The organism is Mesorhizobium sp. Cs1299R1N3, assembly GCF_037179625.1.
Lineage (GTDB): Bacteria > Pseudomonadota > Alphaproteobacteria > Rhizobiales > Rhizobiaceae > Mesorhizobium > Mesorhizobium salmacidum.
In genome coordinates this window covers 645,380-670,570 of sequence record NZ_JAPYKQ010000001.1, presented here as the reverse complement: position 1 = coordinate 670,570, position 25,191 = coordinate 645,380, and the positions used below count along the sequence as shown (strand labels likewise).

Genomic DNA, 25,191 nt, shown 5'->3' with positions numbered 1-25,191 from the left:
AGCCGCAGGACGCGCGGCTGCAGATGTTCGGCGAATTCTGGCACTATTTCTCGATCAACAAGGGCGCGGTGATCGGTCTCTTCGTCTTCGCCCTGCTGATCCTGATCGCCATCTTCGCGCCTCTGCTCGCCCCGCATTCGCCGGACGATCAGTTCCGCGACTTCTTCCTGACGCCCCCGGCCTGGCAGACGGGCGGCAACGCGCAGTTCCTGCTCGGCACCGACGCCGTCGGCCGCGATATGCTTTCGCGCCTGATCTATGGTTCGCGCTTCTCGCTCGCCATCGGCTTCGTCGTCGTCACCACGGCGCTGATCTCCGGCGTCATCCTCGGCCTGCTCGCCGGCTACTGCCGTGGCTGGGTCGACACGCTGATCATGCGCATCATGGACATCATCCTGGCCTTCCCGTCGCTGCTGCTGGCACTGGTGCTGGTCGCGGTACTCGGCCCTGGCCTCGTCAACGCCATGATCGCCATCGCCTTCGTGCTGCAGCCACACTTCGCCCGGCTGACCCGCGCCGCCGTGATGGCGGAGAAGACCCGCGAATATGTCGTCTCGGCCAAGGTCGCCGGCGCCAGCCATCTCAGGCTGATGCTGGTCACCATCCTGCCCAACTGCATCGCCCCTCTGATCGTGCAGGCGACGCTGTCCTTCTCCAATGCCATCCTCGAGGCGGCCGCACTCGGCTTCCTCGGCATGGGCGCGCAGCCGCCGACACCCGAATGGGGCACGATGCTCGCCGAAGCGCGCGAGTTCATTCTGCGCGCATGGTGGGTGGTGACCTTTCCCGGCCTCGCCATCCTGATCACCGTCTTTGCCATCAACCTGATCGGCGACGGCCTGCGCGACGCCCTCGACCCCAAGCTGAAGAGGTCGTGAGCATGTCCCTGCTTGAGATCAAGAACCTTACCGTTTCCTTCGACACCGCCGCCGGACCGTTCATGGCCGTGCAAGGTATCGATCTTTCGGTCGAGCCGCGCGAGGTGCTGGCCATCGTCGGCGAGTCCGGCTCCGGCAAGTCGGTGTCGATGCTGGCGGTCATGGGGCTGTTGCCCAACACCGCGACGGTCAAGGCCGACCGCATGGCCTTCGACGGCGTCGACCTGTTGAAACTCAGCCCGTCCGAACGCCGCAAGATCGTCGGCAAGGACATCTCGATGATCTTCCAGGAGCCGATCGCCAGCCTCAACCCGTGCTTCACGGTCGGCTTCCAGATCGAGGAAGTGCTGCGCTTCCACATGGGCATGGATCGCGCCCAGCGCCGGGCCCGCGCCATAGAGCTGATGAAGCTGGTCGGCATTGCCGATCCGGAAGAACGGCTGAGCTCGTTTCCGCACCAGATGTCCGGCGGCCAGTGCCAGCGCGTCATGATCGCGATCGCCATTGCCTGCAATCCGAAGCTTTTGATCGCCGACGAGCCGACGACCGCGCTCGACGTCACCATCCAGAAGCAGATCCTCGATCTGCTCGTCTCGCTGCAGGCCAAATACGGCATGGGCCTGATCATGATCACTCACAATATGGGCGTGGTGGCAGAGACCGCCGATCGCGTCATCGTCCAGTACAAAGGCCGCAAGATGGAAGAGGCCGACGTGCTGTCGCTGTTTGAATCGCCGAAGAGCAATTACACCCGCGCGCTGCTGTCGGCGTTGCCGGAAAACGCCGTCGGCGACCGGCTGCCGACCGTTTCCGACATGCTGTTCGAGCCTGCCCCCTCGGCAGCGGGAGCCTCCGCATGAGCACCACGGTCCTCGAAGGCAAGAACATCGTTCGCGACTACCATATCGGCGGCGGCCTGTTCACCGGACCGCGCACCGTGCATGCGGTCAAGGGCGTCTCCTTCACGGTGGATAAGGGCAAGACGCTGGCCATCGTCGGCGAAAGCGGCTGCGGCAAGTCCACGCTCGCCCGCATCATCACCTTGATCGATCCGGCGACGTCAGGCGAATTGTTCATCGACGGCAACAAGGTCGACATCGCCAAGGGCGGATTGACGAAGGAGATGCGCCGCAAGGTGCAGATCGTCTTCCAGAACCCTTACGGATCGCTCAATCCGCGCCAGAAGATCGGCGACGTGCTGGGCGAACCGCTGCTGATCAACACCGACAAGCCGGCCGCCGAGCGGCGCGACCTCGCCATGAAAATGCTGAAGAAGGTCGGCCTCGGTCACGAGCACTACAACCGCTATCCGCACATGTTCTCGGGCGGCCAGCGCCAGCGCATCGCCATCGCCCGCGCGCTGATGCTCAACCCGAGCCTGCTGGTGCTGGACGAGCCGGTCTCCGCACTCGACCTGTCGGTGCAGGCGCAGGTGCTCAACCTGCTGGCCGACCTGCAGGATGAATTCCAGCTGACCTATGTATTCATCAGCCATGACCTTTCGGTGGTGCGCTACATCGCCGACGAGGTGATGGTGATGTATTTCGGCGAGGCCGTCGAATACGGCTCGCGCGACGAGGTCTTTGCCGACCCCAAGCACAGCTACACCAGGACGCTGTTCGCCGCCACGCCGCGCGCCGACGTCGCCAGCATTAAAGCGCGGTTGGCGAAGAAGAAGGCTGCCTGACCGGAGGTCAGGCACCGTCCATCCAGTTACGATAGCTTCGCAATGATTGCCCGCAGCGCCTCGCCGAACTTGTGGATTTCCTCGACCGTGTTGTAGTGCACCAGCGAGGCGCGGATGGCGCCGCTGTCCATCGACAGGTTGAGCCGCTTCATCAGCCGCGGTGCGTACATGTGGCCGTCGCGGATGCCGATCTGCATCTCGGCCATTTCCTCGACGATCCGCTGTGGCGACAGCTTGCCGATGTTGAAGCAGAAGGTCGGCACGCGCTCGTTGATGCGGGCGTCGTCGGCGACGCCGTAGATGGTCGCGCCGCAACCCTTCAGCACGCCCATCATCTCGCGCGCCAGCATCAGCTCATAGTCGCGGATGGCGCCCATGCCGGCGACGATGTTCTCGCGCCGCGAGCGGTTGTTGGAGGGCGCGAGATTGCGGCCGATCAATTCCAGATACTGCACGGCGGCATCCATGCCCGACACGTTCTCATAGATGAAGGTGCCGGCCTCGACCTTGTAGGGCGGCTCGTCCGGGATGAAATCCTCGCGGAAGGTCGGCAAGCGTTTCAGCGTTTCGAAGCGGCCCCACAGGAAGCCCATATGCGGCGAAAAGTTCTTGTAGCCGGAGCAGACGAGATAGTCGCAGTCCCAGGCTTGCACGTCGATCAGTCCGTGCGGTCCGTAATGCACGCAGTCGAGAAACACTTCGCCGCCGGCGGCATGCGCGATTTTCGCGACGGACGCGACGTCGACGATCGAACCGATCGAGTGTGCGGTGACCGTGCAGGCGACAAGACGGGTGCGGTCGGACACCAGCGGACGCAAATCGTCGACATGCAGGTTGCCGTCCTCGCGCATCCGCCACCACTTGAATTTGGCGCCGGCTGATTCCAGCGCCAGCCAGGTGGCGATGTTGGCATCATGGTCCATGTCGGTGATGACGATCTCATCGCGCTCTTGCAGCATCTGGCCGATGCCGAGGCTGACCAGACGGATGAAGGAGGTGGCGTTCATGCCGAAGCAGATTTCCGCCGGACTGGTGGCATTGATCAGCAAGGCGACGCTTGTCCGAGCGTCGGCGACCGACTGGTCGACGGTGACGCTGCGGCCATAGCGGCCGCCGCGCTGGACATTGTGCGAGACCAGGTGGTTGGTCACCGCGTCGAGCACGCTCTGCGGGATCTGCGCCCCGGCGGCATTGTCCATGAAGATGAAATCGCCGGCCCGCTGCAGGGCAGGGAACATGGCGCGAATGGTGTCGACGGGGAAGCCGCCGGTGGCCTGGGGATTGCTCAAGAATATCTCCTGCGAAGTGCTTGTGGTGAGTGGCTAGAGCAATTCCAGGAAAAGTGCGTAGCGGTTTTCCGTCCGAAATTGCGTGAAAACAAAGAGTTGGAGCGGTTCGGGGATTCCAACAAACACTGAACCGCTCTAGCGGGCTTTCTCGTCCTTGAAGCGGTCTTCAAGCAGGCTGACGAGGCGAACCATCGGCCAAAGGAAGATGAGATAGACCAGTGCGGCGCCGATCAGCGGCGAGGGGTTGGCGTAGAGCGACTGTGCGTTGGTCGCTTCCTTGAGCAGTTCCGGCAGGGCCACGGTGGATGCCAGCGAAGTGTCCTTGAACATCGAGACGCAGTTGCTGGTCATCGGCGGGATGACGACGCGCACCGCCTGCGGCAGCACCACCTTGCGCAAGGTCAAAAGGAACGGCAGGCCAAGCGCCTGCGACGCCTCGAACTGACCGCGCGGAATGCTCTCTATGCCGGACCGGAACACTTCGGCCGAATAGGCCGACATGATGATGGCGAACGCGGTCACCGCCGACGCCCAGGACGACAGGCGAATGCCGAGGAACGGCAGCGCATAGTAGATCAGGATCAGCACGACGAGAACCGGCAAGGCGCGGAAGATGTCGGTGTAGCCGACCGCGAGCCAGCGCAGCGGCTTCGGCGCATAGAGCCGCAAAAGGCTGATCACCAGGCCGATGGGAATGCCGATGCCGATGCTGAGCAGGCCGAGCAGCAGCGTGTTCAGGAAGCCGCGCAGCAGCGCCGGCAGGCTCGACGCGATGACGTCGGCGTTGAAGAAAGTGTCGATCAGCGACATCAGGGCATTCCCGAACGGTGTTGCGTCATCTGACGCCAGGGCCTGGCCCGGAATATCAAGATCGGCTTTGCCGAACGGATGCTGGTCCCGGGAAGTTATGCGTGAAAGCGGGACGTGCCGACCCCTTTGGAGCCGGCACGCCTTTCGTCCTGTCGGCCGACGCTCAGGCCTTGGGCAGCGGCATTTCCTTGACGGTCGAGGAATCGGCCGGCGCGTCGCTGCCGAACCACTTCTTGTGGATCGCGGCCAGCGTGCCGTCCTTCTTCATCGCCGTCAGCGCGTCGTTGAGCTTGCCGAGCAACGGATGATCCTTGGTCATCATCAGGCCGTACTGCTCGCCGGTCTTGATGCGCTGCTTGACCTTCAGGTCCTTCATCTTGGTGAAGGAATATTCCATGCCGGGAATGTCGCTGACGGCGGCGTCGACACGGCCGGCGCTGAGGTCGAGCAGCAGGTTCTGCTGCGTGTCATAGCCCTTCACGTCGCTGAAGCCGTCGGCTTCCTGGTGCGCCTTGACCCAGGTCTCGCCGGTCGAGCCCGAGAGCACGCCGACGATCTTGCCCTTGAGGTCCGCCTCGGTGTTGACCGCGCTGTCGGTCTTGGTGGCGATACCCATGTCGGAATCATAATAAGGCTGGGTGAACGACTGCGACTTCAGCCGCTCCGGCGTGATCGTGATCGAGGAGATGGCGACGTCGATGCGCTTCGACGTGGTCGCGGCGAACAGTGCCTGGAAGCCGAGATCGGCGATGTCGGTGGTCATGCCGACGCGCTTGGCCGCCTCGTTGACGATGTCGACCTCGAAACCCTCGAACGTGCCGCTCTCGTTCTTGTATTCGAAGGGCGGGTTGGTCGGGTAGGCGCCGACATTGAGCGCATCGGCGGCATAGGCGGTCGCCGGTCCGGCGGCGATGCCGATTGCCGCGGCGAAAAGGATGAGATTGCGACGGGTCAGGTTCATTGGTGGTCCCTCTGGGGTGTTCCCTCTGGTTGTTGATCGGGCGGGCTGCCCCGCACGGTTTCTTGCCGTCCCGCCTCCCAGCGGGGCGTCAATTCATGGTGGCGACCATACGCTCGAGCGCGGACGCGATCTGGTCGCGATCGCATGCGTGTTCACGCGCGCGGCAAGATTGGCGGTGGTCTCGGTGTGCGGGTTCCTGGGCGCACGCAGCGCAAGCATAGCGCGCGCCGGACGATGACTGGGGCAGCACAAACGACAAGGACTGAAACCCTCCTACCCGGAGCAGAATGACGAATTGCCCGGAAACCCTCCAGCCCTACGGCCGCCATTGATCTTGAATGCTTATCCAAAGTGCCGCGCTTTTCAAGACAAAAGTTTTAAGCTTAAAAAAGTTGCTCGGCTGCTGCTCGGCTAGGCGCTAGCGCGGGTCTTCCCGCGCCAGTTCGGCCCGGGCGGCGGCATGATTGGCCGCGGCGCCCGCACCGAGAAACATCGTGTCGCTGGCCAGCACGAAAAAGCTGGCGCCGACGGCTGCCCATTGGCCGACGGTCTGCGGGCTGGCGCAAAATATGCCGGAGGTCTTGTCGTGCGCGATCGTCACGCCGATGATCCTGCGGATTGCATCCGCGAGCTTGTCTGCGCCCTTCGGTCCGATCGCGTCGATCGACACGGAGAGATCGCCGGGTCCGACGAAGACCATGTCGACGCCCTCCACTTCGGCGATCGCGTCGACGTTGGCCAACCCTTCTACGGTTTCGACCTGGATCGCGACGACGGTCCGCTCATTGGCGCCAGCCAGGTATTCGGGAATGCGATAGCCATAGCCGGCCGCGCGGCCGGGTCCGACACCGCGCTCGCCTCGTGGCGGATAGCGCGACGCTTTCACCGCCATTGCCGCCTGTGCCGGTGTCGAGACGCGTGGCACCAGCACACCTTGCGCGCCGCTGTCCAATGCCGCCTGGATGGCTTCGGGCGCATGGCCGGGAACGCGCACCATCGCCGGCACGCGATGCACATCGGCGGCGCGTACCATGGTTTCGATCATCTCGCGCGAGATCTGGGCATGCTCCCAGTCGATGCAGAGGAAGTCGAGGCCGGACAACGCCATCACCTCGACGGCGACGGGGTGAGGAATGGCGGCGAAGGAGCCGACGAGAGTGCTCTTGCCGATGCATTTCTGGCGGAACTCGCTCATGCCTATCCCTTTTCTCATCCCGCCAAATTCATATCGGCAAACCAGTGCGAGGCGAAGCTATTTCATGCTTGAAATATTTTCGCGGAGCCGTAGCGTGCGATCTTCGCCGGGAGGTCGCGACATGAAGCACATCCGTTGCACGGCTCCAACAAACTGAAGCTTGGCGTCTTCTCGACCAACGCCGACGGTGGCCTTGCCATATCGGATGTGCCGGAACGCTGGACGGCGAGCTGGCAGGACAATCTGACCGCAGCCCAGATCGCCGACCGCGCCGGGCTGGAGTTCCTGCTGCCGATCGCCCGCTGGCGTGGCTTTGGCGGCCGCAACAAGGTGCGCGAGCGGTCGTTCGAGACCTTCACCTGGGCGGCGGCGCTCAGCGTCGCCACCGACCGGATCGGCCTGTTCATGACCGTGCACGTGCCGCTTGTGCACCCGCTCTATGCCGCCAAGGCGCTGGCGACGGTCGACCACATCAGCCAGGGCCGTGCCGGCCTCAACATCGTCTGCGGCTGGAACCCGAAGGAATTCGGCATGTTCGGCACGCCGCTGGTCGAGAAGGGCTACGACCAGGCGGCCGAATGGATCGATATCCTCGAGAAGCTTTACGCGTCGGCGGAGCCGCTCGACTATGAAGGCACCTATTATCACCTCAAGGAGGCGGTCAGCCGGCCGGCCAGCCTGCAGGTTCCGCGCCCGGTGACCATGAACGCCGCTTTCGGCGGCCCGGGCCGCGATTTCGCCGCCGCCAGATGCGATTATCTGTTCACGACCTTTTCCGAGATGGGCGATGCCGGCAAGCATGTCGCCGACATCGGCGAACGGGCCGACAAGGTTGGCCGGGAGGTCGGCGTCTACACGGTGGCCCATGTCGTCTGCCGCCCGACCATGGAAGAGGCGCAGGCCTACTACACACGCTATGCAGTCGATCTGGCCGACCACGAGGCGGTCGATGCGCATATGGCCGGCAAGAAGGAATTCTCGCAGTCGCACGACCCGCATGCCTATGAGCGCTATCGCCAGCGTTTCGCCGGCGGCGCCGGCACCTATCCGCTGGTTGGAACACCGCAGACGATTGCCGCCGAGATGGCCGCCATTGCCGCGCACGGCTACCAGGGCATTGCGCTATCCTTCGTCAACTACACCGGGGAATTGCCCTATTTTTGCGACCACGTGCTGCCGTTGCTGAGGCAGGCTGGGCTTCGCGAATAAAATATTCCGGAGAGACGAATTCTTTATTCCGGAACGACGGCGGTCGCCTGGATCTCCACCTTGGCGCGGTCCTCCACCAGCGCCACCACCTGCATGGCGGCCATCGCCGGAAAATGCCGGCCGATCACCTCGCGATAAGCCTCGCCGATCCCCTTGAGGTTACCGAGATATTCGGCCTTTTCGGTGAAATACCAGGTCATCGAGGTGATGTGCCGTGGCTCCGCGCCGGCCTCGGCCAGCACCGCGACGATGTTCTGGAGCGTCTGCCGTACCTGGCCGGCAAAATCGTCGGTCTCGAACTGGCATTGCCCGTTCCAGCCGACCTGTCCGCCGACGAAGACGAGCCTGCCGCGCGCCGCCACGCCGTTGGCGTAGCCGACCGGTTTTGCCCAGCCTTCCGGCTGCAGGATCTCGTGCATGTCTTCTCTCCGCCTATCCAATATCGGGTCCGCAATATCCGCGTTTCAAAACAATCCATCAACGCGACCTGTTCAGGCCGCGCCCATCACTTGCCGCGCGATCACCACCTTCTGCACGTCCGATGCGCCCTCATAGATGCGCAGCGCGCGGATTTCGCGATACAGGCTCTCGACGATGTGGCCTTTGCGGACACCGTCGCCGCCATGCAGTTGCACCGCTTTGTCGATCACCTCCTGCGCCTTGTCGGTGGCGAACAGCTTGGCCATCGCCGCCTCCCGCGTCACCCGCGCCGCACCCATGTCCTTGGTCCAGGCGGCGCGATAGACCAGAAGGGCCGCCGCATCGACGTCGAGCGCCATGTCGGCGACATGGCCCTGCACCATCTGCAACTCGGCCATCGGTGCGCCAAACAATTTGCGCTCGGCCACGCGCTTGATGCTTTCATCGAGCGCGCGGCGGGCAAAGCCGAGCGCCGCCGCGCCGACCGTCGAGCGGAACACGTCGAGCACCGACATGGCGATGCGGAAGCCGTCGCCCGGCTTGCCGATCAGCGCCGAGGCAGGCAGCCGGACCTGGTCGAACGAAAGCCGCGCCAGCGGATGTGGCGCGATCACTTCCAGCCGTTCGGCAATACCGAGCCCATTGGCGTCGCCCGGCACCAGGAAGGCGGAAAGCCCCTTGGCACCCGGTGCTTCTCCGGTGCGGGCAAAGACGACATAGAGGTCGGCGATGCCGCCATTGGAGATCCAGGTTTTTTCGCCCGTGAGAACGTAGCCGTCGCCATCGCGGGTCGCCGTCATTTCGGTATTGGCGACATCCGAGCCAGAGCGCGGTTCCGACAGGGCAAACGCTGAGATCGCCTTGCCGGCGCGGGTCTTCGAAAGCCAGTGCTGCTGGTCAGGCGTCCCGAACAGGCTGAGTGCACCGGTGCCCAGCCCCTGCATGGCAAAGGCGAAGTCGGCCAACCCATCGTGGCGAGCCAGCGTCTCGCGCGTGATGCACAAGGTGCGTACGTCGAGCGGTCCAGGATTGTCGGTGTCGAGCGCCGTCGGCTTCAGCCAGCCATCCTTGCCGAGCTTCGCCACCAGCTCGCGGCAGGCGGCGTCGACGTCATGATGATCGACGGGAAGGTTTTTGGCGCACCAGGTGTCCAGGTGCTCGGCGAGCTCGCGATGGCGGTCTTCGAAGAACGGCCACTTGAGGAAGGAACGGTCAGGCATTTGTGCCTCCGCGGTACTTCAAGACCTGCGCTCTACGGCGCCCCCCTCTGTCCTGCCGGACATCTCCCCCTCTAGGGGAGAGATTGGCAGTATCGGAAGCGGCGCCCTTTCTGCGACGTTGGCGATTTGCGAAAGCGTACGTGATAGCCGATCTCCCCCCTAGAGGGGGAGATGTCCGGCAGGACAGAGGGGGGCGTTGTCCCGCCACCCTCTCCGATAGAACGCCCATCCTCAATTCCCCTCGAACACCGGCTTTTCCTTGGCGACGAAAGCCAGATACGCCCGCTCGAAATCGCGCGTCTGCATGCAGATAGCCTGCGCCTGCGCCTCGGCCTCGATCGCCTGGTCGAGGCCCATCGACCATTCCTGGTTGAGCTGCGTCTTGGTGATGCCGTGGGCGAAGGTCGGGCCGGAGACGATGCGGGCCGCCATCTCCAGCGCGTCGGCCTCCAGAGCCGCGGCATCGACCAGCCTGTTGTAGAACCCCCAGCGCTCGCCTTCCGTAGCCGTCATGGTTCGGCCGGTGTAAAGCAGTTCGGCGGCGCGGCCCTGGCCGATGATGCGCGGCAGGATCGCGCAGGCGCCCATGTCGCAGCCAGAAAGGCCAACGCGGGTGAACAGGAAGGCCGTCTTGGCTTCCGGCGTGGCGATGCGGATGTCGGCGCTCATGGCGATGATGGCGCCGGCGCCGACCGCCACGCCGTCGACCGCCGCGATGATCGGCTTGCCGCAGTTGAGCATTGCCTTGACGAAATCGCCGGTCATGCGGGTGAAGGCCAAGAGCTGCTTCATGTCCATCTTGACCAGCGGACCGATGATGTCGTGGACATCGCCGCCGGAGCAGAAATTGCCGCCATTGGAGAGGAACACCACGGCGTCGACGTCCTCGGCATAGACGAGATCGCGGAACGTGTCGCGCAGCTCGGCATAGCTGTCGAAGGTCAGCGGGTTCTTGCGCTCCGGCCGGTCGAGCCGGACCCTGGCGATCCGACCCTCGACTTCCCACAGGAAATGCTTCGGCTTGAGGCCGGCCATTGCAGTCATTCGCGTCCCTCCCAGTTGCTGCGGAACGAGGTCAGCATGCCGGTCAGCCGGTGCGCATCCTCCTCGCTGACCTTGCCCAGCAATTCGCCGATCCAGCCCTCATGCGCCGCGGCGATGGTGGCAAAGGACTTCGTGCCTTCCTCAGTCAACCGCACCATCGAGGTGCGGCGGTCGCCATTGCGGCGGGCCCGGGCGACAAGTCCTTCCGACACCAGCCGGTCGACAATGCCGGTGACATTGCCGTTGGACACCAGCAGGAAGCGCGACAGGTCGCTCATCAGCATGCCTTCCGGCGCCCGGTAAAGCGCTGCCATCACGTCGAAACGCGGCAGCGTCGTGTCGAATTCCTTCTTCAGGCGCTCGCGCAATTCGGCCTCGATCGTGCGTGAAGCCCGCAGCAGCCTTATCCAAAGACGCAACCGGTCCTTGCCGGGTCCCGATGGCACGGGCAGGGGGCCGGCTACCATGTTTCACCTCCCGAGATCGAAATCGCCTGTCCGGTGATCGACGCTGCCGCGTCGCCGCACAACCACAGCACGGCTTCGGCAATTTCTTGCGGCTGGATGAAGCGGCCTTGCGGATTGGTCGAGACGAGGCTGGCTCGCGCCTCGCCGGCCGAGCGGCCGGTCTTTTCGATGATGCGCTGGATGGACTCCTCCAACATGTCGGTCTCGACGAAGCCCGGACACACCGCATTGACGGTGACGCCGGATTTCGCCGTCTCCACGGCCAGCGCCCGCATCAGGCCGACGACGCCATGCTTGGCCGCCACATAAGGCGCGACATAGGGGTAGCCTTTCAATCCAGCGGTCGAGGCGATGAAGACGATGCGACCTGCCTTGCGCGCGGCCATGCCGGTCAGCGCCGGCCTCACCGTCAGGAACGCCCCGGTCAGATTGACATCGAGCGTTCGCTGCCAGTCGGCCAGGGCGATCTTGTGCGCCGGCGTGCTGCCGGCCATGCCGGCATTGGCGACGACGATGTCGAACGGTCCGCGCGCGGCCTCCGCCATCTCGTAAAGCGCCGCCATCGCCGCCTCGCTCGTGACATCTGCGACGATGCCATGGATGCGGCCGTTTTCGCCGGCAACCTTGGTGAGCTCAGCTTCGCGGCGCCCACAAATGGTTACGTCGATACCAGCCGCGGCCAAAGTGAGCGCGATGACCCGGCCGACGCCGGATCCGCCGCCGGTGACCAGCGCGTGCTTGCCGGGAATCGTTGTCGCGGCCGTCATACTTTCAGCCCCGCAGCGGCGTCGCGCTCGGCCAGCCGGTAGAGCTGGTCGCGCCCGGGCAGATAAGGATCCGGCCATTTGACGCCACGGTCACCGAGCGTCACCGCCGCATGCAGCATCCAGTAGGGATCGGCGAGATGCGGCCGTGCCAGCGCCACCAGATCGGCGCGGCCGGCCATCAGGATCGAATTGACATGGTCGGGCTCGTAGATGTTGCCGACCGCCATCGTCGCCATGCCGACCTCGTTGCGGATGCGGTCGGAGAACGGCGTCTGGAACATTCGTCCATAGACCGGCTTGGCGGCAACCGACGTCTGGCCGGCCGAGACGTCGCAGATGTCGACGCCGGCCTCATGCAGCATCCGCGCGATCTCGACGGCGTCTGCGGGCGTCACGCCTTCGATGCCAACCCAGTCATTGGCCGAAATGCGCATCGAGATCGGTTTTCCCGCCGGCCAGGCGGCGCGCACCGCGTGGAACACTTCCAGGGGATAACGCATGCGGTTTTCCAGTGAGCCGCCATAGGCGTCAGTGCGCTGGTTGGTGACCGGCGTGATGAACGACGACAGGAGATAGCCATGCGCGGCGTGGATCTCGAGCATGTCGAAGCAGCAGCGATCGGCCATTTCGGCCGAGGCCACGAATTGATCGCGCACCAAATCCATGTCGGCGCGGTCCATCGCCCTCGGCACCTGGTTCTCAGGCGACCACGCGACGGCCGATGCCGCCATGACAGGCCAGTTGCCCGAGGCCAGCGGCACGTCGGTGCCTTCCCAGCCGACGCGGGTCGAACCCTTGGCGCCGGAATGGCCGATCTGGGCGCAGATCTTCGCCTCGGTTTCGGTATGGACGAAATCGACCAGTCGCCCCCACGCCACCTCATGTTCGGGCGCGTAGAAGCCGGGACAGCCGGGCGTGATGCGTCCTTCCGGGCTGACGCAGGTCATCTCGATATAGACGAGTCCCGCACCGCCCTTCGCCCGCTCGGCATAATGGGTGAAATGCCAGTCGGTCGGGCGGCCGTCGACGGCCTTGTACTGCGCCATCGGCGAAACGACGACGCGGTTGTTGAGGACCATGTCGCGCAGCTTGAAGGGCGCGAACATCGGCGCCCGGCGCAGCCTGTTGCCGCCGGCACCGGCCTGCCGTTGGAACCACTCTTCCGCGCCGCCCAGCCACTCTGCATCGCGCAGCCGCAGATTCTCGTGGCTGATGCGTTGCGAACGGGTCAAAAGCGAATAGTTGAACTGCACCGGATCGAGGCCGAGATAGCGCTCGACCTCCTCGAACCATTCCAGAGAATTGCGCGCCGCCGACTGCAGCTTCAGCACTTCGGTGCGGCGGGCGTCCTCATATTTGCGGAAGGCGGCCTCGAGGTCCGGTTCGGTCTCGACATAGTCGGCCAGCGCCACCGCGCTCTCCAAGGCGAGTTTGGTGCCGGAGCCGATCGAAAAATGCGCCGAGGCCGCCGCGTCGCCCATCAGCGCCAGATTCCTGTAGGACCAGCGCTCGCACAGCACGCGCGGAAAATTGATCCAGGCCGAGCCACGGATGTGATTGGCGTTGGTCATCAGCGCGTGGCCGCCAAGATGCCTGGCAAAGATGCGCTCGCACACCGCGATGGACGCCTGCTGCGACATCGCGCCGAAGCCGAAGGCAGCCCAGGTCTGCTCGCTGCACTCGACGATGAAGGTCGCGGTATCGCTGTCGAACTGGTAGGCGTGTGCCCACACCCAGCCATGCTCGGTCTTCTCGAAGATGAAGGTGAAGGCGTCGTCGAATTTCTGGTTGGTGCCGAGCCAGACGAACTTGCATTTGCGCGTGTCGATGTCGGGCTTGAAGATATCGATAAAGCTGTTGCGCGCCCTGGAGTTCAACCCGTCGGCGGCGACGACCAGGTCGTGCGTCTCCATATAGGGTTTTGGGTCGGCGATGTCGGTTTCGAACCTCAGCTTGACGCCGAGTTCGCGGGCGCGGCGCTGCAGCAGGATCAACAGCCGCTTGCGGCCGATGCCGCAGAAGCCGTGGCCCGACGAGACCGTGCGCATGCCGTCATGAATGACGGCGATGTCATCCCAATAGGCAAAATGCTTCTTGATCCAGACGGCGCTGACAGGATCGTTCTTCGCAAGATTATCGAGCGTCTCGGCCGACAGCACGACGCCCCAGCCGAACGTGTCGTCGGCGCGATTGCGCTCGAAAACCGTCACGTCGTGCGCGGCGTCCCTCAGCTTCATCGAAATGGCAAAGTAGAGGCCGGCTGGTCCGCCGCCGAGAACCGCAACCTTCATCCGTGCGATCTCCTCTTCGCTTGCTATGCCTCAGTATCGCGCCAGAGGTAAGATATTTCAAGCTTAAAGTTTTATGTCGAAATGATTATGCGGGCCTGGGTGGCGCGCTTGCCGTGACGTCCTGCAAGCGCGCCGCGAGAGATCATTTCTCCGGATTCTTCGGGCTCCACAGCACGGTCTCGGCGGTCTTCTCATAAAGCCATGCCAGAGGGATAACTGATCGCTTCCAATTGCAGGCCCCAAGGTGCCTGGAAATAGAGAATGGTCTGGCCCGCGGCGGGCCCTTCCTTGACCGGCAGCGGCCCCATCCTTGTCTTGACGCTCTTGCCATCGAGATAGGCTTTCGCGGCGGCGACATCATCGACATAGAAGGCAATGTGGAAGCCGCCAATGTCGCTGTTCTTCGGTGTCAGGTCCTTCTGGTCGGGCGCGGTGTATTTGAACAGCTCGATGTTCGATCCATAGCCGCAGCGGACCATGGTGACCTGCTCGATGACAGCTTTCGGATCGACGCCGAGCAGGTCTTGCATGAAGGTGCCCTTGTCGTCGGCGAACGGTCCGAACGACATCGCCTTCTTGCAGCCGACGACCTCGGTGAAGAAGTCGACCGCCTGCTTCATGTCGGGAACCGTGATGCCAGTATGGTCGTGGCCGCGCATACCGGGGATCGAATCCGCCGAGGCCATGCCGGCACTGCCAAGGATAGCAGCAGCAAGCGTTGCAATTGCGATTGTGATCTTCATGTCAGTCCTCCTCCATTTGGCGGGACTTGATCATTTTCCAATCGCACGTCCGAGGCCCGCTTCTCGGCATGCGTTCGCCTTCATGTCGGCGCCTTGCCGGCGGAAGGCATGTCCAGCCAGCCTGCATCGATTTCCGGCAGCGGAATGGCTGCGATGAGGTCGCGCGTGTAGGCCTGCCGCGGCTTGTCGAACAAGGCGTCGGTGGCGCTGGCTTCGACGATGCTGCCCTCGCGCATGACGATCACCTGTTGGCAAAGCCGCCGGATCACCGACAGATCGTGGCTGATGAAGGCGACCGTCAGGCCCATCTCCGCGGCAAGCTTCTCCAGCAAGGTGAGGATCTGGGCCTGCGTTGAGACGTCGAGCCCGGAGACGATCTCGTCGGCCAGCACGAATTTCGGCGACAGCGCCAGCGCGCGCGCAATGCCGACGCGCTGGCGTTGGCCGCCCGACAATTCGTGGCGGTAGCGGCCGGCGAAGCTTTGCGGCAGGCCGACGCGTTGCAGTGCCTCCGCGACGCGCGCTTTCAGATTGTCGCCAAGCCCGTTCTGCCTGAGCGGTGCGGCGATGATGCTGGCAATGGTGCGGCGAGGGTTGAGCGACGACATCGGGTCTTGGAAGATCATCTGCAGGTCGCGGCGCAGTGGCCGCAGTGCCGCTTCGGGCAGATGGGTGATGTCACGGCCCTCGAAACGGACGCTGCCGGCGCTCGGCTCCAGCAGCCGCACCAGCGTGCGGCCGAGCGTCGATTTGCCGGACCCGGATTCGCCGACGATTCCGGTCACCGAGCCGCTGGGCAGGTCGAAATCCAGGCCTTTCAGAATCTCGGCCAGCGGTGCGCGGCCGATCAGCGGCTTGCGCGTCATGTCGGGCAGCGCGACCTTCAGCCCGCGCACGGAAAACAGCGGCTCAGCCATGCGGACGCCTCCAGGCCTGGTCGGCGGACGCGATCTCGGCGGCGAGACCGGCCAGCACCGTCTCGTCCACGGGTCTCAACGAAGCGAAGGGATCGGTGTAGCGCGGCGTCGCAGCCATCAGTGCCCGGGTGTAGGGGTGCCGAGGTGCCGCGAACAGCGCTGCGGTCTCGGCCTCTTCCACCACCTTGCCGGCATAGAGCACCGACACTTTCTGGCTGATCTTGGCGACGACGCCGAGATCATGGGTGACGAACAGGATCGCGGTGCCGTGCTCGCGCTGCAACGCGCCGATCAGCCGAAGGATCTGCTTCTGTAAGGTGACGTCGAGCGCCGTGGTCGGCTCGTCGGCGACGATCAGCCGTGGCTCGGCGGCGAAGGCGGCGGCGATCAGCACGCGTTGGCGCATGCCACCGGACAGTTCGTGCGGATAGGTCTTCAGCACGCGGTCGGGGTCGCGGATCTGCACCTCGTCCAGCAATTGCCGGATACGCCGGTCGGCCTTGTCGCCGCTCCAGCCGAGGATGCGCACCAGCCGGTCGGTCATCTGCGGGCCGATGCGGCGCGAGGGGTTGAGCGCGGTCAGCGGATCCTGCGGGATCAGCGCCGTGCGCGCGCCGATCAGCGTGCGCCGCGCCCTGGGCTGGAGTTTGCCGAGGTCTTCGCCCTCGAGCCGCATATCGCCTTCGACGATGCGCACGCTCGATGGCAGCACGCCGAGCACCGCCTTGCCGATCATTGTCTTGCCGGCGCCGCTTTCGCCGACGAGCGCGCGCACCTCGCCGGGTTGCACGGCAAGCGAAACTGAGCGCAGCACGCGCTGGCCGTTGGCCAGCACGGCGCTCAGATTGGCGATGTCGAGACAGGCGCTCATCGCAGCACCGGATCGAAGCGCGTTTTCAGCGCTTCGCCGAACTGGCTGAAAGACAGCACGGTGAGGATCAGCGTGATCAGCGGGAAAACCAGCACCCACCATGCCTGATGGATCGAGAGCCGGCCCTCGGCGATGATGCCGCCCCAGGTCGGATCGTCGGTCGAGATCGACAGATTGACGAAGGACAGGATCGCCTCGACGATGACGGCGATACCCATTTCAAGCGACAGCAGCGCCACGATCGACGGCACCACATTGGGCAGCACCTCGCGCAGCATGATGCCGATGCGGCCATACCCGGCGATGCGGGCATTCTCGACATAGTCCATGCGCGACTGGCCCATGGCTTCGGCGCGGATCACCCGGCAGAAGCGCGTCCAGTCGATGATCGCGATGGCGAGAATGACGGAGCTTAATCCTGTCCCCAGCACGGCAACCAGCAGAATGGCGAACAGCACCGGCGGGAAGGCCATCCAGACGTCGACGATGCGCGAGATGATACGATCCGCCCAGCCGCCGAAATAGCCAGCGATCAGCCCAAGCGTTGAGCCGACGACGCAGGCGGCGATGGCCGCCGCGAAAGCAACGATGAAGGCGATGCGGCCACCAAAAATCAGGCGCGAGAGCAGGTCGCGGCCGAGGCTGTCGGTGCCGAGCCAATAACCAGGGTCGGCGCCATCGAGCCAGAACGGCGGCAACCGCTCCAGCATTAGGTCCTGCGCCAGCGGATCCTGCGGCGCGACCAGCGGCGCGAAGATCGCCGCCAGCAGTGCCAGCAGCAGCCAGCCTCCCGCCAGCCATAGCTTTACGCCTGAGCCATGTCGCGAGATGCGTGCCTCATCCATGGCGCAGCCTCGGATTGAGCAGCGCATACATCATGTCGACGGCAAGGTTGATCAGCACGAACAGCAGCGCGAAGACCAGCACGATGCCCTGGATCAGCGGCAGGTCGCGGTTGATGACGGCATCGATGGCCATGTTGCCGAGGCCCTCATAGGAGAACAGCCGCTCGACGATGACCGTGCCGCCAATGAGGAAGGTGAATTGCACGCCGACCAGGGTCAGTGTCGGCAGGGCGGCGTTCTTCAGCGCCTCGCGCAGGATGACCTGCGTTTCCGAAAACCCTTTGACCCGCGCCAGCACCACATAGTCGAGGTCGAGCACTTCCTTCAGCGACTGTTTCAACAGCTGCGAGATGATTGCCGCCAGCGGCAGCGCCAGGGCAATCGCCGGCATCAGCATGTGCTTCAAGAGATCCCAGGTCAGGTCGAAGCGCAGCCGAAGCAGGCTCTCGAACAAATAGAACTGGGAGACGAAGGGCAGGTCGAGTTGCGGCGACACGCGGCCCGAAATGTCGAAGATCGGCACCAGCACGCCGAACAGCAGGATCAGCACGAGGCCCCACAGGAAGTCGGGAATGGAAAGCGCTGCACCGCTGGCGATGTCGATGCCGGCTTCGACCGCCGTACCGCGTTCGCGGGCGCCGAGTATCGCCGTCGTGCCGCCGATCGCCACCGCCATGACAAGCGCGACGATGGCTAACTCAAGCGTCGCCGGCAGCCGGTTGAAGACGAGGCCGAGCACGTCTTGCCGCAGCGAGATCGAGGTGCCGAAATCGCCCCTGGCGACACCGGACAGCCAGATGAAGAATTGCTGTACGATCGTCTTGTCGAGCCCGTAGAGCGCCCGCAGCCGGGCGATGTCGTCATTGGTGGCGCCGGGCGGCAGCATCATGGCGATCGGGTCGCCGGGCGCGACGCGGATGACCACGAACACGACGACGGCCACGCCGAACAGCGTGATCAGCATCGTCGCAAGACGGATCAGGAATCGTTGCAGGAGCATTCTGGCGTTGGCCTAGCGTGTTCTAACGAGCAGCCCCTTCATCCGGACGCTTCGCGGCCACCTTCTCTCCGAGGGGGAAGGTGGCCCGAAGGGCCGGATGAGAGGACCTGCGCAAGTTGCACGCCGTCTTGCGACGGCGTGCCTTCTTGTCTGTCTCAGGCCGGGGTCATCAGCGCCGGCAGCAGCGCGCCTGAAATATGCTGCACCACGTTGACGCCCTTGGCATGCACGATGGGCTGTGCGTACTGCATCAGCGGCAGCACATAGGCCTGCTCGGCGATGTATTTGTCGACAGCCTTCCAGCCGGCGATGCGCTTGGCCTCGTCCTTCTCTCCCCACAGCGGGTTGATCATGTCGATCAGGTCCTGGCTGTCCCAGACCGAATGCGGGCTCGGTCCATACATGGCAAAGCCGGTCGACGTGGTCGGATCGCCGATGGCGTTGCCCCAATTGTAGAAAGCCGCCGGCGCGAGCTTGTCGGCGGCGCGCAGTTCGTAGTGCTTGGCAATCTCGTAGACCTCGATCGTCGCCTCGATGCCGACCTTGCGCCACATGCCGACGATCGCCTGGATCATCTCATAATCCTTGGGCTTGAAGCCCTTGGTCGTCTGGATGGTGAACTTGACCGGCTTTTCTGGCGAATAGCCTGAGGCGGCCAGCAGTTCCTTGGCCTTCTCCGGATTGTGCTCCACCTTGATCGAGGCATCGAAGGCCGCGTATTCCGGCGTTTCCAGCGTGGCGATCGGCTGGCCATAGCCGCGCAGCAGCCGCTTGACCAGAAGCTCCTTGTCCACCGCCATGACGGCTGCCTGGCGCACGTTCTTGTCCAGCATTGCTTCGATGTCGTTGAAGAAGATCATGCCGATATCGGAAACATTCTTGATCGAGCCGGCCAGCCCCTCCTTGGCGATCAGCCGGTCATACTCCTCGTAGGGGATCTCGAGCGTCACCTGCGAGGAACCGGATTCGATCTCGGCGACGCGGCTCGCCGCATCGGTGACGAACTTGATCGTCACATTCTCGAAGGCGGGCTTGCCGCCCCAGTAGTTGGGATTGGCTTTCAGCCGCAGGAAGGCGTTGCGCTCGAATTTTTCGACCATGTAGGGGCCGGTACCGATCGGCGCCTTCTCGAAACCTTCGGCGCCGACCTTCTCGTAATAGGCCTTGGGCATGATGTAGCCGGTCAGGAACGACATCCATTTGAAATAGACCGGGTCGAACTGGACGACGTCGCCTGTGACCTTGTTGCCGTCGATCTTGAAATTGCTGACGTTCTTCCAGACGAACTGGATCGGGTTGCCGGTCTTCTCGTCGCCCGCGCGCTGCAGCGACCAGACGACATCTTCCGGTGTGAACGGCGAGCCGTCATGCCATTTCACGCCTTCGCGCACTGTCATCATGATCTTGGTGCGGTCCTCGTTCCAGCCCCATTCCGTCAAAAGGCCAGGCGCGAAGGACAGGTCAGGCTTCTGCGGGATGAACTGGTCGAACACCGACTGGTAGAGGCCCTGGATGGTCGGGTTGACGGCGGACGGTCCGGTGGTCGGATCCCAGGACGGCAGGTTGACGTTGTATGCGATGGTCAGTTCGCCAGCGGCAGCCCGGGCGATCTTCGGCAGGCCGACGGCGGCCACGCCAAGTGCCGCGGCACTGTATCCCAGTAATTCGCGTCTGTTGATTGTCATGGTCGTTCCCCTTGTTGGTTTATTGTCGTTGCGCAGCTTCGTTCGGTCATGGCTCGGGCTTCGTCGGCAGCAGCGCCTTGCCTCTCGTCGCCCTCATGAAATCGTCTGGCCTACCTCCCGCCAAGCTGTTGCGCGAGCATGAAGCCCGAGGCGGCACCCGTGCCGGCGCCGGGCCATGTCGCGGCGCCGGTGAGATGCAGATTGGTCACCGGCGTATTCCAGCCGGCATAGCCGCGCGCCGGGCGGAACAGGAAATTCTGCGCCAGATGATGGCTGCCGCAGAGCTGGTCGCCGCCGACGAGGTTCGGGTTCTCGCGCTCGAGATCGATGGGCGAAAACACCGCGCGATCGAGGATTTTTGCGCGCAGGCCAGGCGCGTAGGTTTCGATGATGTCGAGCACCCGATCGGCATAGGCATCCTTGACGTCGTCCCAATGCGCCGGCGCGATCTTGGCCGAGGCGTCGCCCGCGATTTCGGCGGGCAGCATGCGCACCTGCACCCACAGAACATGTTTGCCCGCAGGCGCACGCGACGGATCGACCGCGGTCGGCTGGCCGACGACCAGCACCGGTTCGTCCGGCAGCATGCCTGCCATCGCCTGCTGATAGGTGCGCGACATCTGGTCGAGCGACGGCGCCAGATGCACATAGGCGAACTGGCGCAACTCTGCCCCGGCGCGCCAGTCCGGCAGATCGTCCAGCGCCAGGTGGATCATCATCGTGCCCGGCGCATGCCGAAACTTCTGCATCGCCATGTCGAAGCCGGTGTCGCCGGAACCGCCGGGCAGCAGCTTGCCGGACAGCGCCTTGGGCGCCACGCCTGCAATCACCGCCCTGGTGGCCGTATGCGTCTCGCCGGAAGCAAGCCGCACACCTGTCGCCTTGCCGCCGGAGACCGTGATCTCGGCCACCTCGGCGCCGGTGACGATCCTGCCGCTGGCGGATGTCACCATGCCGGCCAGTGCCCGGATGATGGTGTCGGCGCCGCCCTTGCCCAGCACCATGCCAAAACTCTGGTTGGCCATCGATTCCAGATAGGGAAACACGGCACCGCCGGCGGTGTCGGGCGCGAAGTCGAGATGCATGCCCCAGGTGGCGAGCGTCGCCCTGATGTGTGGAGACTCGAAATTTTCCTCCAGCCAGGCACGCGGCGAAGATAACAGCAGCCGGCCGGTGTCGAGCGCGCCCGAAACACCCTTCTTGCGCCACAGGTTCCATGCGGTGCCCGCAAGCGCCCGGGCGCTCATTGGCGATCCCAGCAGCTTGAACAAATGCTCGGCTTCGGCCGGGAAGGCGGCAACCAGCCTGCGCCATGTCGCGGCATCGGCGGCCGAAAAGGCAGCCATGCGGCCGGCGGTCTTTTCCAGGTCGTTGCTGACCCCGAACCAGCGTCCATCCGGAAAGGTGCTGGCGAAACAGTCGGCGACCGGGGCGAATTCCAGCCCCTGAGCTTTCAATTCATTTGCATATTTCCGGTGGAACGCCGAGCCGGCGAACAGGCTCAGATTCATCGCGCCGAAATCGTGGCGGAAGCCGGGGAGGGTGAATTCGCGGGTCTGGACGGCGCCGCCGATTGTTGCGCCGCGTTCGAAAACCCCGGTTTTCCAGCCCTTGAGCGCCAGATGCGCGGCGCATGCCAGAGTGTTGTGGCCCGCCCCGACAAAGATGGCGTCGAACTCGCTCACGCCCCGTTCCCATTTCCTTTATGCTTAAAGATAATTGCAGATGCATATGTTTTCGTCTAGTAGGATATTAAGGGCCGAGACGAGCCTTGATCATGTCAGACAAGAGGGAACAGAGACCATGGACAGCCAAAAACTCCTCGGCGAAGTCGCCGCCCAGCTTCTTTCCGGCGCCATCAAGGTGGTCGACCTGACAGCGCCGCTCGGGCCGGACACACCGCTGATCAAGCTGCCGCCGGAACTTGCGGTCGACACGCCGAAGGTCGAAATCCATTCGATCTCCCGCTATGACAAGAACGGTCCATGGTGGGCGTGGAACTGGCTGAAGCTCGGCGAGCATTCCGGCACGCATTTCGACGCCCCGCAGCATTGGATCTCCGGCAAGGACTATCCGGACGGCGCCACCGACACCATTCCGGCGCAGAATTTCATCGGCCCAGTCAATGTCATCGACTGTTCGAAAGAGGCCGCCGCCGATCACGATTTCCTGCTCACCGTCGACCACATCAAGGCCTGGGAAGCCAAGCATGGCGCGATCAACGCCGGCGAGTGGGTGGTGATGCGCACCGACTGGTACAAGCGCAACGGCTCGGAAGCCGAATTCCTCAATGCCAACGAAACCGGCCCGCACACGCCCGGCCCGACGGCGGAAGCCATCCAGTTCCTGATCAGCAAGGACATCAAGGGCTGGGGCTCGGAGACCATCGGCACCGATGCCGGCAAGGCCGGCGGCATGGAGCCGCCATTCCCGGCGCACACGCTGATGCACAAGGCCAACCGCTACGGCCTCGCCAGTCTCTGCAATCTCGACCAGCTGCCGCCGAAAGGCGCGATCCTGATCGCGGCCCCGCTCAAGATCGAGCACGGCACCGGCAGCCCGATCCGCGCGCTGGCGCTGGTGGCGGGCAAATAGGGCGAGGGCGGTCTTCGGGAGAAGATCATGGTTGTAGGTGATGTTGTAGTGACAAAGGGAACAAAGGGAGAGCGCCGGCCGCGTGGCGCTGGCGCTCTACGGCGCCCCCCTCTGTCCTGCCGGACTGTCCGGCAGGACAGAGGGGGGCGCGAAGGAACGCTACCCCGCGCAAATGAGCCCCGCCTCCCGACCGGGAGCACCCGCCTATGAACGCCCCGGATCACATCATCGTCGGCAGCGGCATCAATGCGCTGGTCTGCGCGGCGATGCTCGGCGGCAAGGGCGCCAAGGTGCTCGTGCTGGAGCGCAACGACCGCATCGGCGGCTGCATGCGCACCGAGGAGATCACCGCGCCCGGCTTCATCCACGATGTGATGGCGACGACTTTCGTTCTGTTCATCACCTCTCCGGCCTTTGCCGCACTGGGCGCCGATCTCGCCCGGCACGGGCTGGAATTCTGCCATGCCGGCACGCCGACCGGAGTGCTGCGGCCGGATGGCAGCCACGCGGTGCTCACCACCGACCGTGCCGCCAACATCGCCGCGCTTAACAGGATCGCTGCTGGGGACGGCGACCGCCACGCGGAAGATGTCGGCGGCATCGAGCGCAATGCCGGCCTGCTGTTCGGCCTGATCGGCGGCGCGCTCTGGTCCTATCCGACCGCGAAGCTGCTGGCCGGCGATGCCTGGCGGCGCGGTCCGCGCGGGCTTGCCGCCTTTCTCGGCGACGCGCTGGTGCCGGCGCGTAGCTGGCTGGAAAGCACGTATCAATCGGAGACAGTCCGCGCGCTCTGGGCGCCGTGGGTGCTGCATGCCGGGCTTGGTCCCGAAGACGCCTTTTCCGGCCAGATCGCCAAGGTAATCGCCTTCGCGCTGGAGGCGGCCGGCGCGCCGATCGTCAAGGGCGGAGCGCAGAACCTGCTGTCGGCTTTCGAGGCGCTCATCAAGGAACGCGGCGGCGTCATTTCCACCGAAGCGGACGTTGCCTCCATCCTCCTGGCCGGAGGTCGCGCCACAGGCGTGCGGCTGGCCTCGGGCGAACTGGTTCACGCCACCAAGAGCGTCATCTGCTCGGTCACGCCGACGCAGCTTTACGGCCGCCTGCTCGGCAAGGACGCTCCGAAGGGCGACGTCGAAGCGACGCGGAAATACCGCTATGGCAAAGGCAATTTCCAGATCCACTACGCCCTCGACAAGCCACCGTCCTGGCGTGGCGAGGGCCTCGACAAGGTGGCGCTGCTGCATTTGACGCCTGGACTGGATGGCGTGTCGAAGGCCTGCAACGAGGCGGCGCGCGGCATGCTGCCCGAAGTGCCGACCATCTGTGTCGGCCAGCCGCATGCGCTCGACCCGTCGCGCTGCCCGGAAGGCAAGGCGATCCTGTGGCTGCAACTGCCCGAGGCGCCGCGCCACATCAAGGGCGACGCCGCCGGCAAGCTGCAGGCGCCGGCCGACGGGCAATGGACCGAGGCGCTGCGCGAGGCCTATGCCGATCGCGTCGAAGCGATCCTCGCCAGCCATATCGACGGCTTCAAGGACAGCATCATCGCGCGCCGCGCCTATTCGCCGGCCGATCTCGAAACGATGAACATCAACCTGGTCGGCGGCGACCCCTATGGCGGCTCCTCGGTTATCGACCAGTCGTTCCTGTGGCGGCCGTTCAAGACCAGCCGCAACCACCAGACCGGCATCAAGGGGCTCTACCATATCGGGGCCTCGACCCATCCCGGTGCCGGCCTCGGCGGCGGCTCCGGCTTCCTGCTGGCGGGGAAACTGTGATGGAACAGAAGGTCGCCGAAAAACGCCAGCGCATTTCGACCCTCGGTCAGATCGGCCTGCAGCAATTCGCGCCCTATCTGATGAACCGCATCATGGGCCGCTACAACGCCACCTTGCGTGATGATTTCCGCAAGCAGGGCCTGACGATTTCGCAGGTGCGCACGCTGGCCGTGCTGTCGGTCGCCGACGGCGTCACCGTCAACGACCTCTCGGTCTATACCGTCATCGAGCAGTCGACCTTGAGCCGCACGCTGGACACGCTGGAGGGGCAAGGGTTCGTGCGGCGCGAGCAGGGCGTCCCCGACAGCCGCATCCGACACGTGTTCCTGACCGACGAGGGCCGAGCCGAGTTCACCCGCGCCTGGCCGGCCATGCATGATGCGTTCGAGGCCATGTTCGACGATATCGACGACACCGAATATGCAGCACTTATCGCCACGCTTTTGAAGATGCTGAAGAACATTCGCAAGCACGACATCTAGATGTACGCGCCGCCGGCTGTCGGCGGCAACGGAAGGA

Annotated in this window: 23 protein-coding genes and 1 pseudogene; 7 read left to right on the top strand and 17 right to left on the bottom strand. The window is 64.3% G+C overall.

The window, feature by feature from the left end; all coding sequences use genetic code 11:
- Nucleotides 1-23: 23 nt before the first annotated feature.
- From O7B34_RS03115 to O7B34_RS03105, 3 genes are read left to right on the top strand one after another with little or no spacing between them, the layout of a single operon-like run.
- Complete coding sequence (locus O7B34_RS03115) at nucleotides 24-878, top strand: ABC transporter permease subunit (RefSeq protein ID WP_246672893.1); 855 nt, start codon at nucleotides 24-26, stop codon at nucleotides 876-878.
- Nucleotides 879-880: 2 nt separating this feature from the next.
- Nucleotides 881-1,738, top strand: a complete 858-nt coding sequence (locus tag O7B34_RS03110) for an ABC transporter ATP-binding protein (RefSeq protein WP_015314099.1) — start codon at nucleotides 881-883, stop codon at nucleotides 1,736-1,738.
- A complete protein-coding gene (locus O7B34_RS03105) occupies nucleotides 1,735-2,565 on the top strand; it encodes a dipeptide ABC transporter ATP-binding protein (RefSeq protein WP_337144821.1) in 831 nt (276 codons plus the stop codon). Before O7B34_RS03110 ends, O7B34_RS03105 begins: the two co-directional genes overlap by 4 nt.
- 26 nt (nucleotides 2,566-2,591) lie before the next feature.
- Here the strand turns inward: O7B34_RS03105 and O7B34_RS03100 are convergent, their stop codons facing one another.
- The 4 genes from O7B34_RS03100 to O7B34_RS03085 all read right to left on the bottom strand — a co-directional run bounded on the left by O7B34_RS03100 (nucleotide 2,592) and on the right by O7B34_RS03085 (nucleotide 6,820).
- Nucleotides 2,592-3,854, bottom strand: a complete 1,263-nt coding sequence (locus tag O7B34_RS03100; protein WP_337144820.1) for a cysteine desulfurase-like protein — start codon at nucleotides 3,852-3,854, stop codon at nucleotides 2,592-2,594.
- Nucleotides 3,855-3,989: 135 nt separating this feature from the next.
- Nucleotides 3,990-4,664, bottom strand: a complete 675-nt coding sequence (locus O7B34_RS03095; RefSeq protein ID WP_337144819.1) for an amino acid ABC transporter permease — start codon at nucleotides 4,662-4,664, stop codon at nucleotides 3,990-3,992.
- Nucleotides 4,665-4,827: 163 nt separating this feature from the next.
- Nucleotides 4,828-5,625: an ABC transporter substrate-binding protein gene (locus O7B34_RS03090; protein ID WP_337144818.1), complete on the bottom strand. Its 798-nt coding sequence runs from the start codon at nucleotides 5,623-5,625 to the stop codon at nucleotides 4,828-4,830.
- Between the two features lie 418 nt (nucleotides 5,626-6,043).
- Nucleotides 6,044-6,820, bottom strand: a complete 777-nt coding sequence (locus O7B34_RS03085; protein ID WP_337144817.1) for an HpcH/HpaI aldolase family protein — start codon at nucleotides 6,818-6,820, stop codon at nucleotides 6,044-6,046.
- Between the two features lie 135 nt (nucleotides 6,821-6,955).
- Between O7B34_RS03085 and O7B34_RS03080 the strand changes: the two genes are divergently transcribed.
- On the top strand, nucleotides 6,956-8,029 hold the full coding sequence (locus O7B34_RS03080) for an LLM class flavin-dependent oxidoreductase (RefSeq protein WP_337144816.1): 1,074 nt from the start codon (nucleotides 6,956-6,958) through the stop codon (nucleotides 8,027-8,029).
- A 23-nt stretch (nucleotides 8,030-8,052) separates the two neighbouring features.
- On the opposite strand, the gene O7B34_RS03075 is transcribed toward O7B34_RS03080, so the two are convergent.
- From O7B34_RS03075 to O7B34_RS03015, 13 genes and pseudogenes are all read right to left on the bottom strand, one after another.
- Nucleotides 8,053-8,448: a RidA family protein gene (locus tag O7B34_RS03075; RefSeq protein ID WP_337144815.1), complete on the bottom strand. Its 396-nt coding sequence runs from the start codon at nucleotides 8,446-8,448 to the stop codon at nucleotides 8,053-8,055.
- Nucleotides 8,449-8,520: 72 nt separating this feature from the next.
- Nucleotides 8,521-9,669, bottom strand: a complete 1,149-nt coding sequence (locus tag O7B34_RS03070) for an acyl-CoA dehydrogenase family protein (protein ID WP_337144814.1) — start codon at nucleotides 9,667-9,669, stop codon at nucleotides 8,521-8,523.
- Nucleotides 9,670-9,900: 231 nt separating this feature from the next.
- Entirely contained in the window at nucleotides 9,901-10,713 is an 813-nt protein-coding gene (locus tag O7B34_RS03065; RefSeq protein WP_337144813.1) for an enoyl-CoA hydratase family protein, read from the bottom strand.
- On the bottom strand, nucleotides 10,710-11,180 hold the full coding sequence (locus tag O7B34_RS03060) for a MarR family winged helix-turn-helix transcriptional regulator (protein WP_027142126.1): 471 nt from the start codon (nucleotides 11,178-11,180) through the stop codon (nucleotides 10,710-10,712). Before O7B34_RS03060 ends, O7B34_RS03065 begins: the two co-directional genes overlap by 4 nt.
- On the bottom strand, nucleotides 11,174-11,947 hold the full coding sequence (locus O7B34_RS03055; RefSeq protein ID WP_337144812.1) for an SDR family NAD(P)-dependent oxidoreductase: 774 nt from the start codon (nucleotides 11,945-11,947) through the stop codon (nucleotides 11,174-11,176). The genes O7B34_RS03060 and O7B34_RS03055 overlap by 7 nt, the downstream gene beginning before the upstream one ends.
- Complete coding sequence (locus tag O7B34_RS03050; protein ID WP_337144811.1) at nucleotides 11,944-14,238, bottom strand: bifunctional salicylyl-CoA 5-hydroxylase/oxidoreductase; 2,295 nt, start codon at nucleotides 14,236-14,238, stop codon at nucleotides 11,944-11,946. The genes O7B34_RS03055 and O7B34_RS03050 overlap by 4 nt, the downstream gene beginning before the upstream one ends.
- Before the next feature lie 142 nt (nucleotides 14,239-14,380).
- Nucleotides 14,381-14,981: pseudogene (locus O7B34_RS03045) on the bottom strand (VOC family protein).
- 80 nt (nucleotides 14,982-15,061) lie between these two features.
- A complete protein-coding gene (locus O7B34_RS03040) occupies nucleotides 15,062-15,898 on the bottom strand; it encodes an ATP-binding cassette domain-containing protein (protein WP_337144810.1) in 837 nt (278 codons plus the stop codon).
- Nucleotides 15,891-16,769, bottom strand: coding sequence for an ABC transporter ATP-binding protein (locus O7B34_RS03035; RefSeq protein ID WP_337144809.1), 879 nt, complete (start codon nucleotides 16,767-16,769; stop codon nucleotides 15,891-15,893). The genes O7B34_RS03040 and O7B34_RS03035 overlap by 8 nt, the downstream gene beginning before the upstream one ends.
- Entirely contained in the window at nucleotides 16,766-17,614 is an 849-nt protein-coding gene (locus O7B34_RS03030; RefSeq protein ID WP_337144808.1) for an ABC transporter permease, read from the bottom strand. Before O7B34_RS03030 ends, O7B34_RS03035 begins: the two co-directional genes overlap by 4 nt.
- Nucleotides 17,607-18,614 (bottom strand): ABC transporter permease, encoded by a 1,008-nt coding sequence (locus O7B34_RS03025; protein ID WP_337144807.1) that lies wholly within the window; start codon nucleotides 18,612-18,614, stop codon nucleotides 17,607-17,609. Before O7B34_RS03025 ends, O7B34_RS03030 begins: the two co-directional genes overlap by 8 nt.
- Before the next feature lie 155 nt (nucleotides 18,615-18,769).
- Nucleotides 18,770-20,299: an ABC transporter substrate-binding protein gene (locus O7B34_RS03020; protein WP_337144806.1), complete on the bottom strand. Its 1,530-nt coding sequence runs from the start codon at nucleotides 20,297-20,299 to the stop codon at nucleotides 18,770-18,772.
- Between the two features lie 110 nt (nucleotides 20,300-20,409).
- Nucleotides 20,410-21,984 (bottom strand): phytoene desaturase family protein, encoded by a 1,575-nt coding sequence (locus tag O7B34_RS03015; protein WP_337144805.1) that lies wholly within the window; start codon nucleotides 21,982-21,984, stop codon nucleotides 20,410-20,412.
- Between the two features lie 118 nt (nucleotides 21,985-22,102).
- Between O7B34_RS03015 and O7B34_RS03010 the strand changes: the two genes are divergently transcribed.
- The 3 genes from O7B34_RS03010 (at nucleotide 22,103) to O7B34_RS03000 (ending at nucleotide 25,154) form a co-directional block, all read left to right on the top strand.
- On the top strand, nucleotides 22,103-22,894 hold the full coding sequence (locus tag O7B34_RS03010) for a cyclase family protein (RefSeq protein ID WP_337106135.1): 792 nt from the start codon (nucleotides 22,103-22,105) through the stop codon (nucleotides 22,892-22,894).
- Nucleotides 22,895-23,100: 206 nt separating this feature from the next.
- Nucleotides 23,101-24,672: a phytoene desaturase family protein gene (locus tag O7B34_RS03005; protein ID WP_337144804.1), complete on the top strand. Its 1,572-nt coding sequence runs from the start codon at nucleotides 23,101-23,103 to the stop codon at nucleotides 24,670-24,672.
- Nucleotides 24,672-25,154 (top strand): MarR family winged helix-turn-helix transcriptional regulator, encoded by a 483-nt coding sequence (locus O7B34_RS03000; RefSeq protein ID WP_337144803.1) that lies wholly within the window; start codon nucleotides 24,672-24,674, stop codon nucleotides 25,152-25,154. Before O7B34_RS03005 ends, O7B34_RS03000 begins: the two co-directional genes overlap by 1 nt.
- The last annotated feature ends 37 nt before the right edge of the window (nucleotides 25,155-25,191 follow it).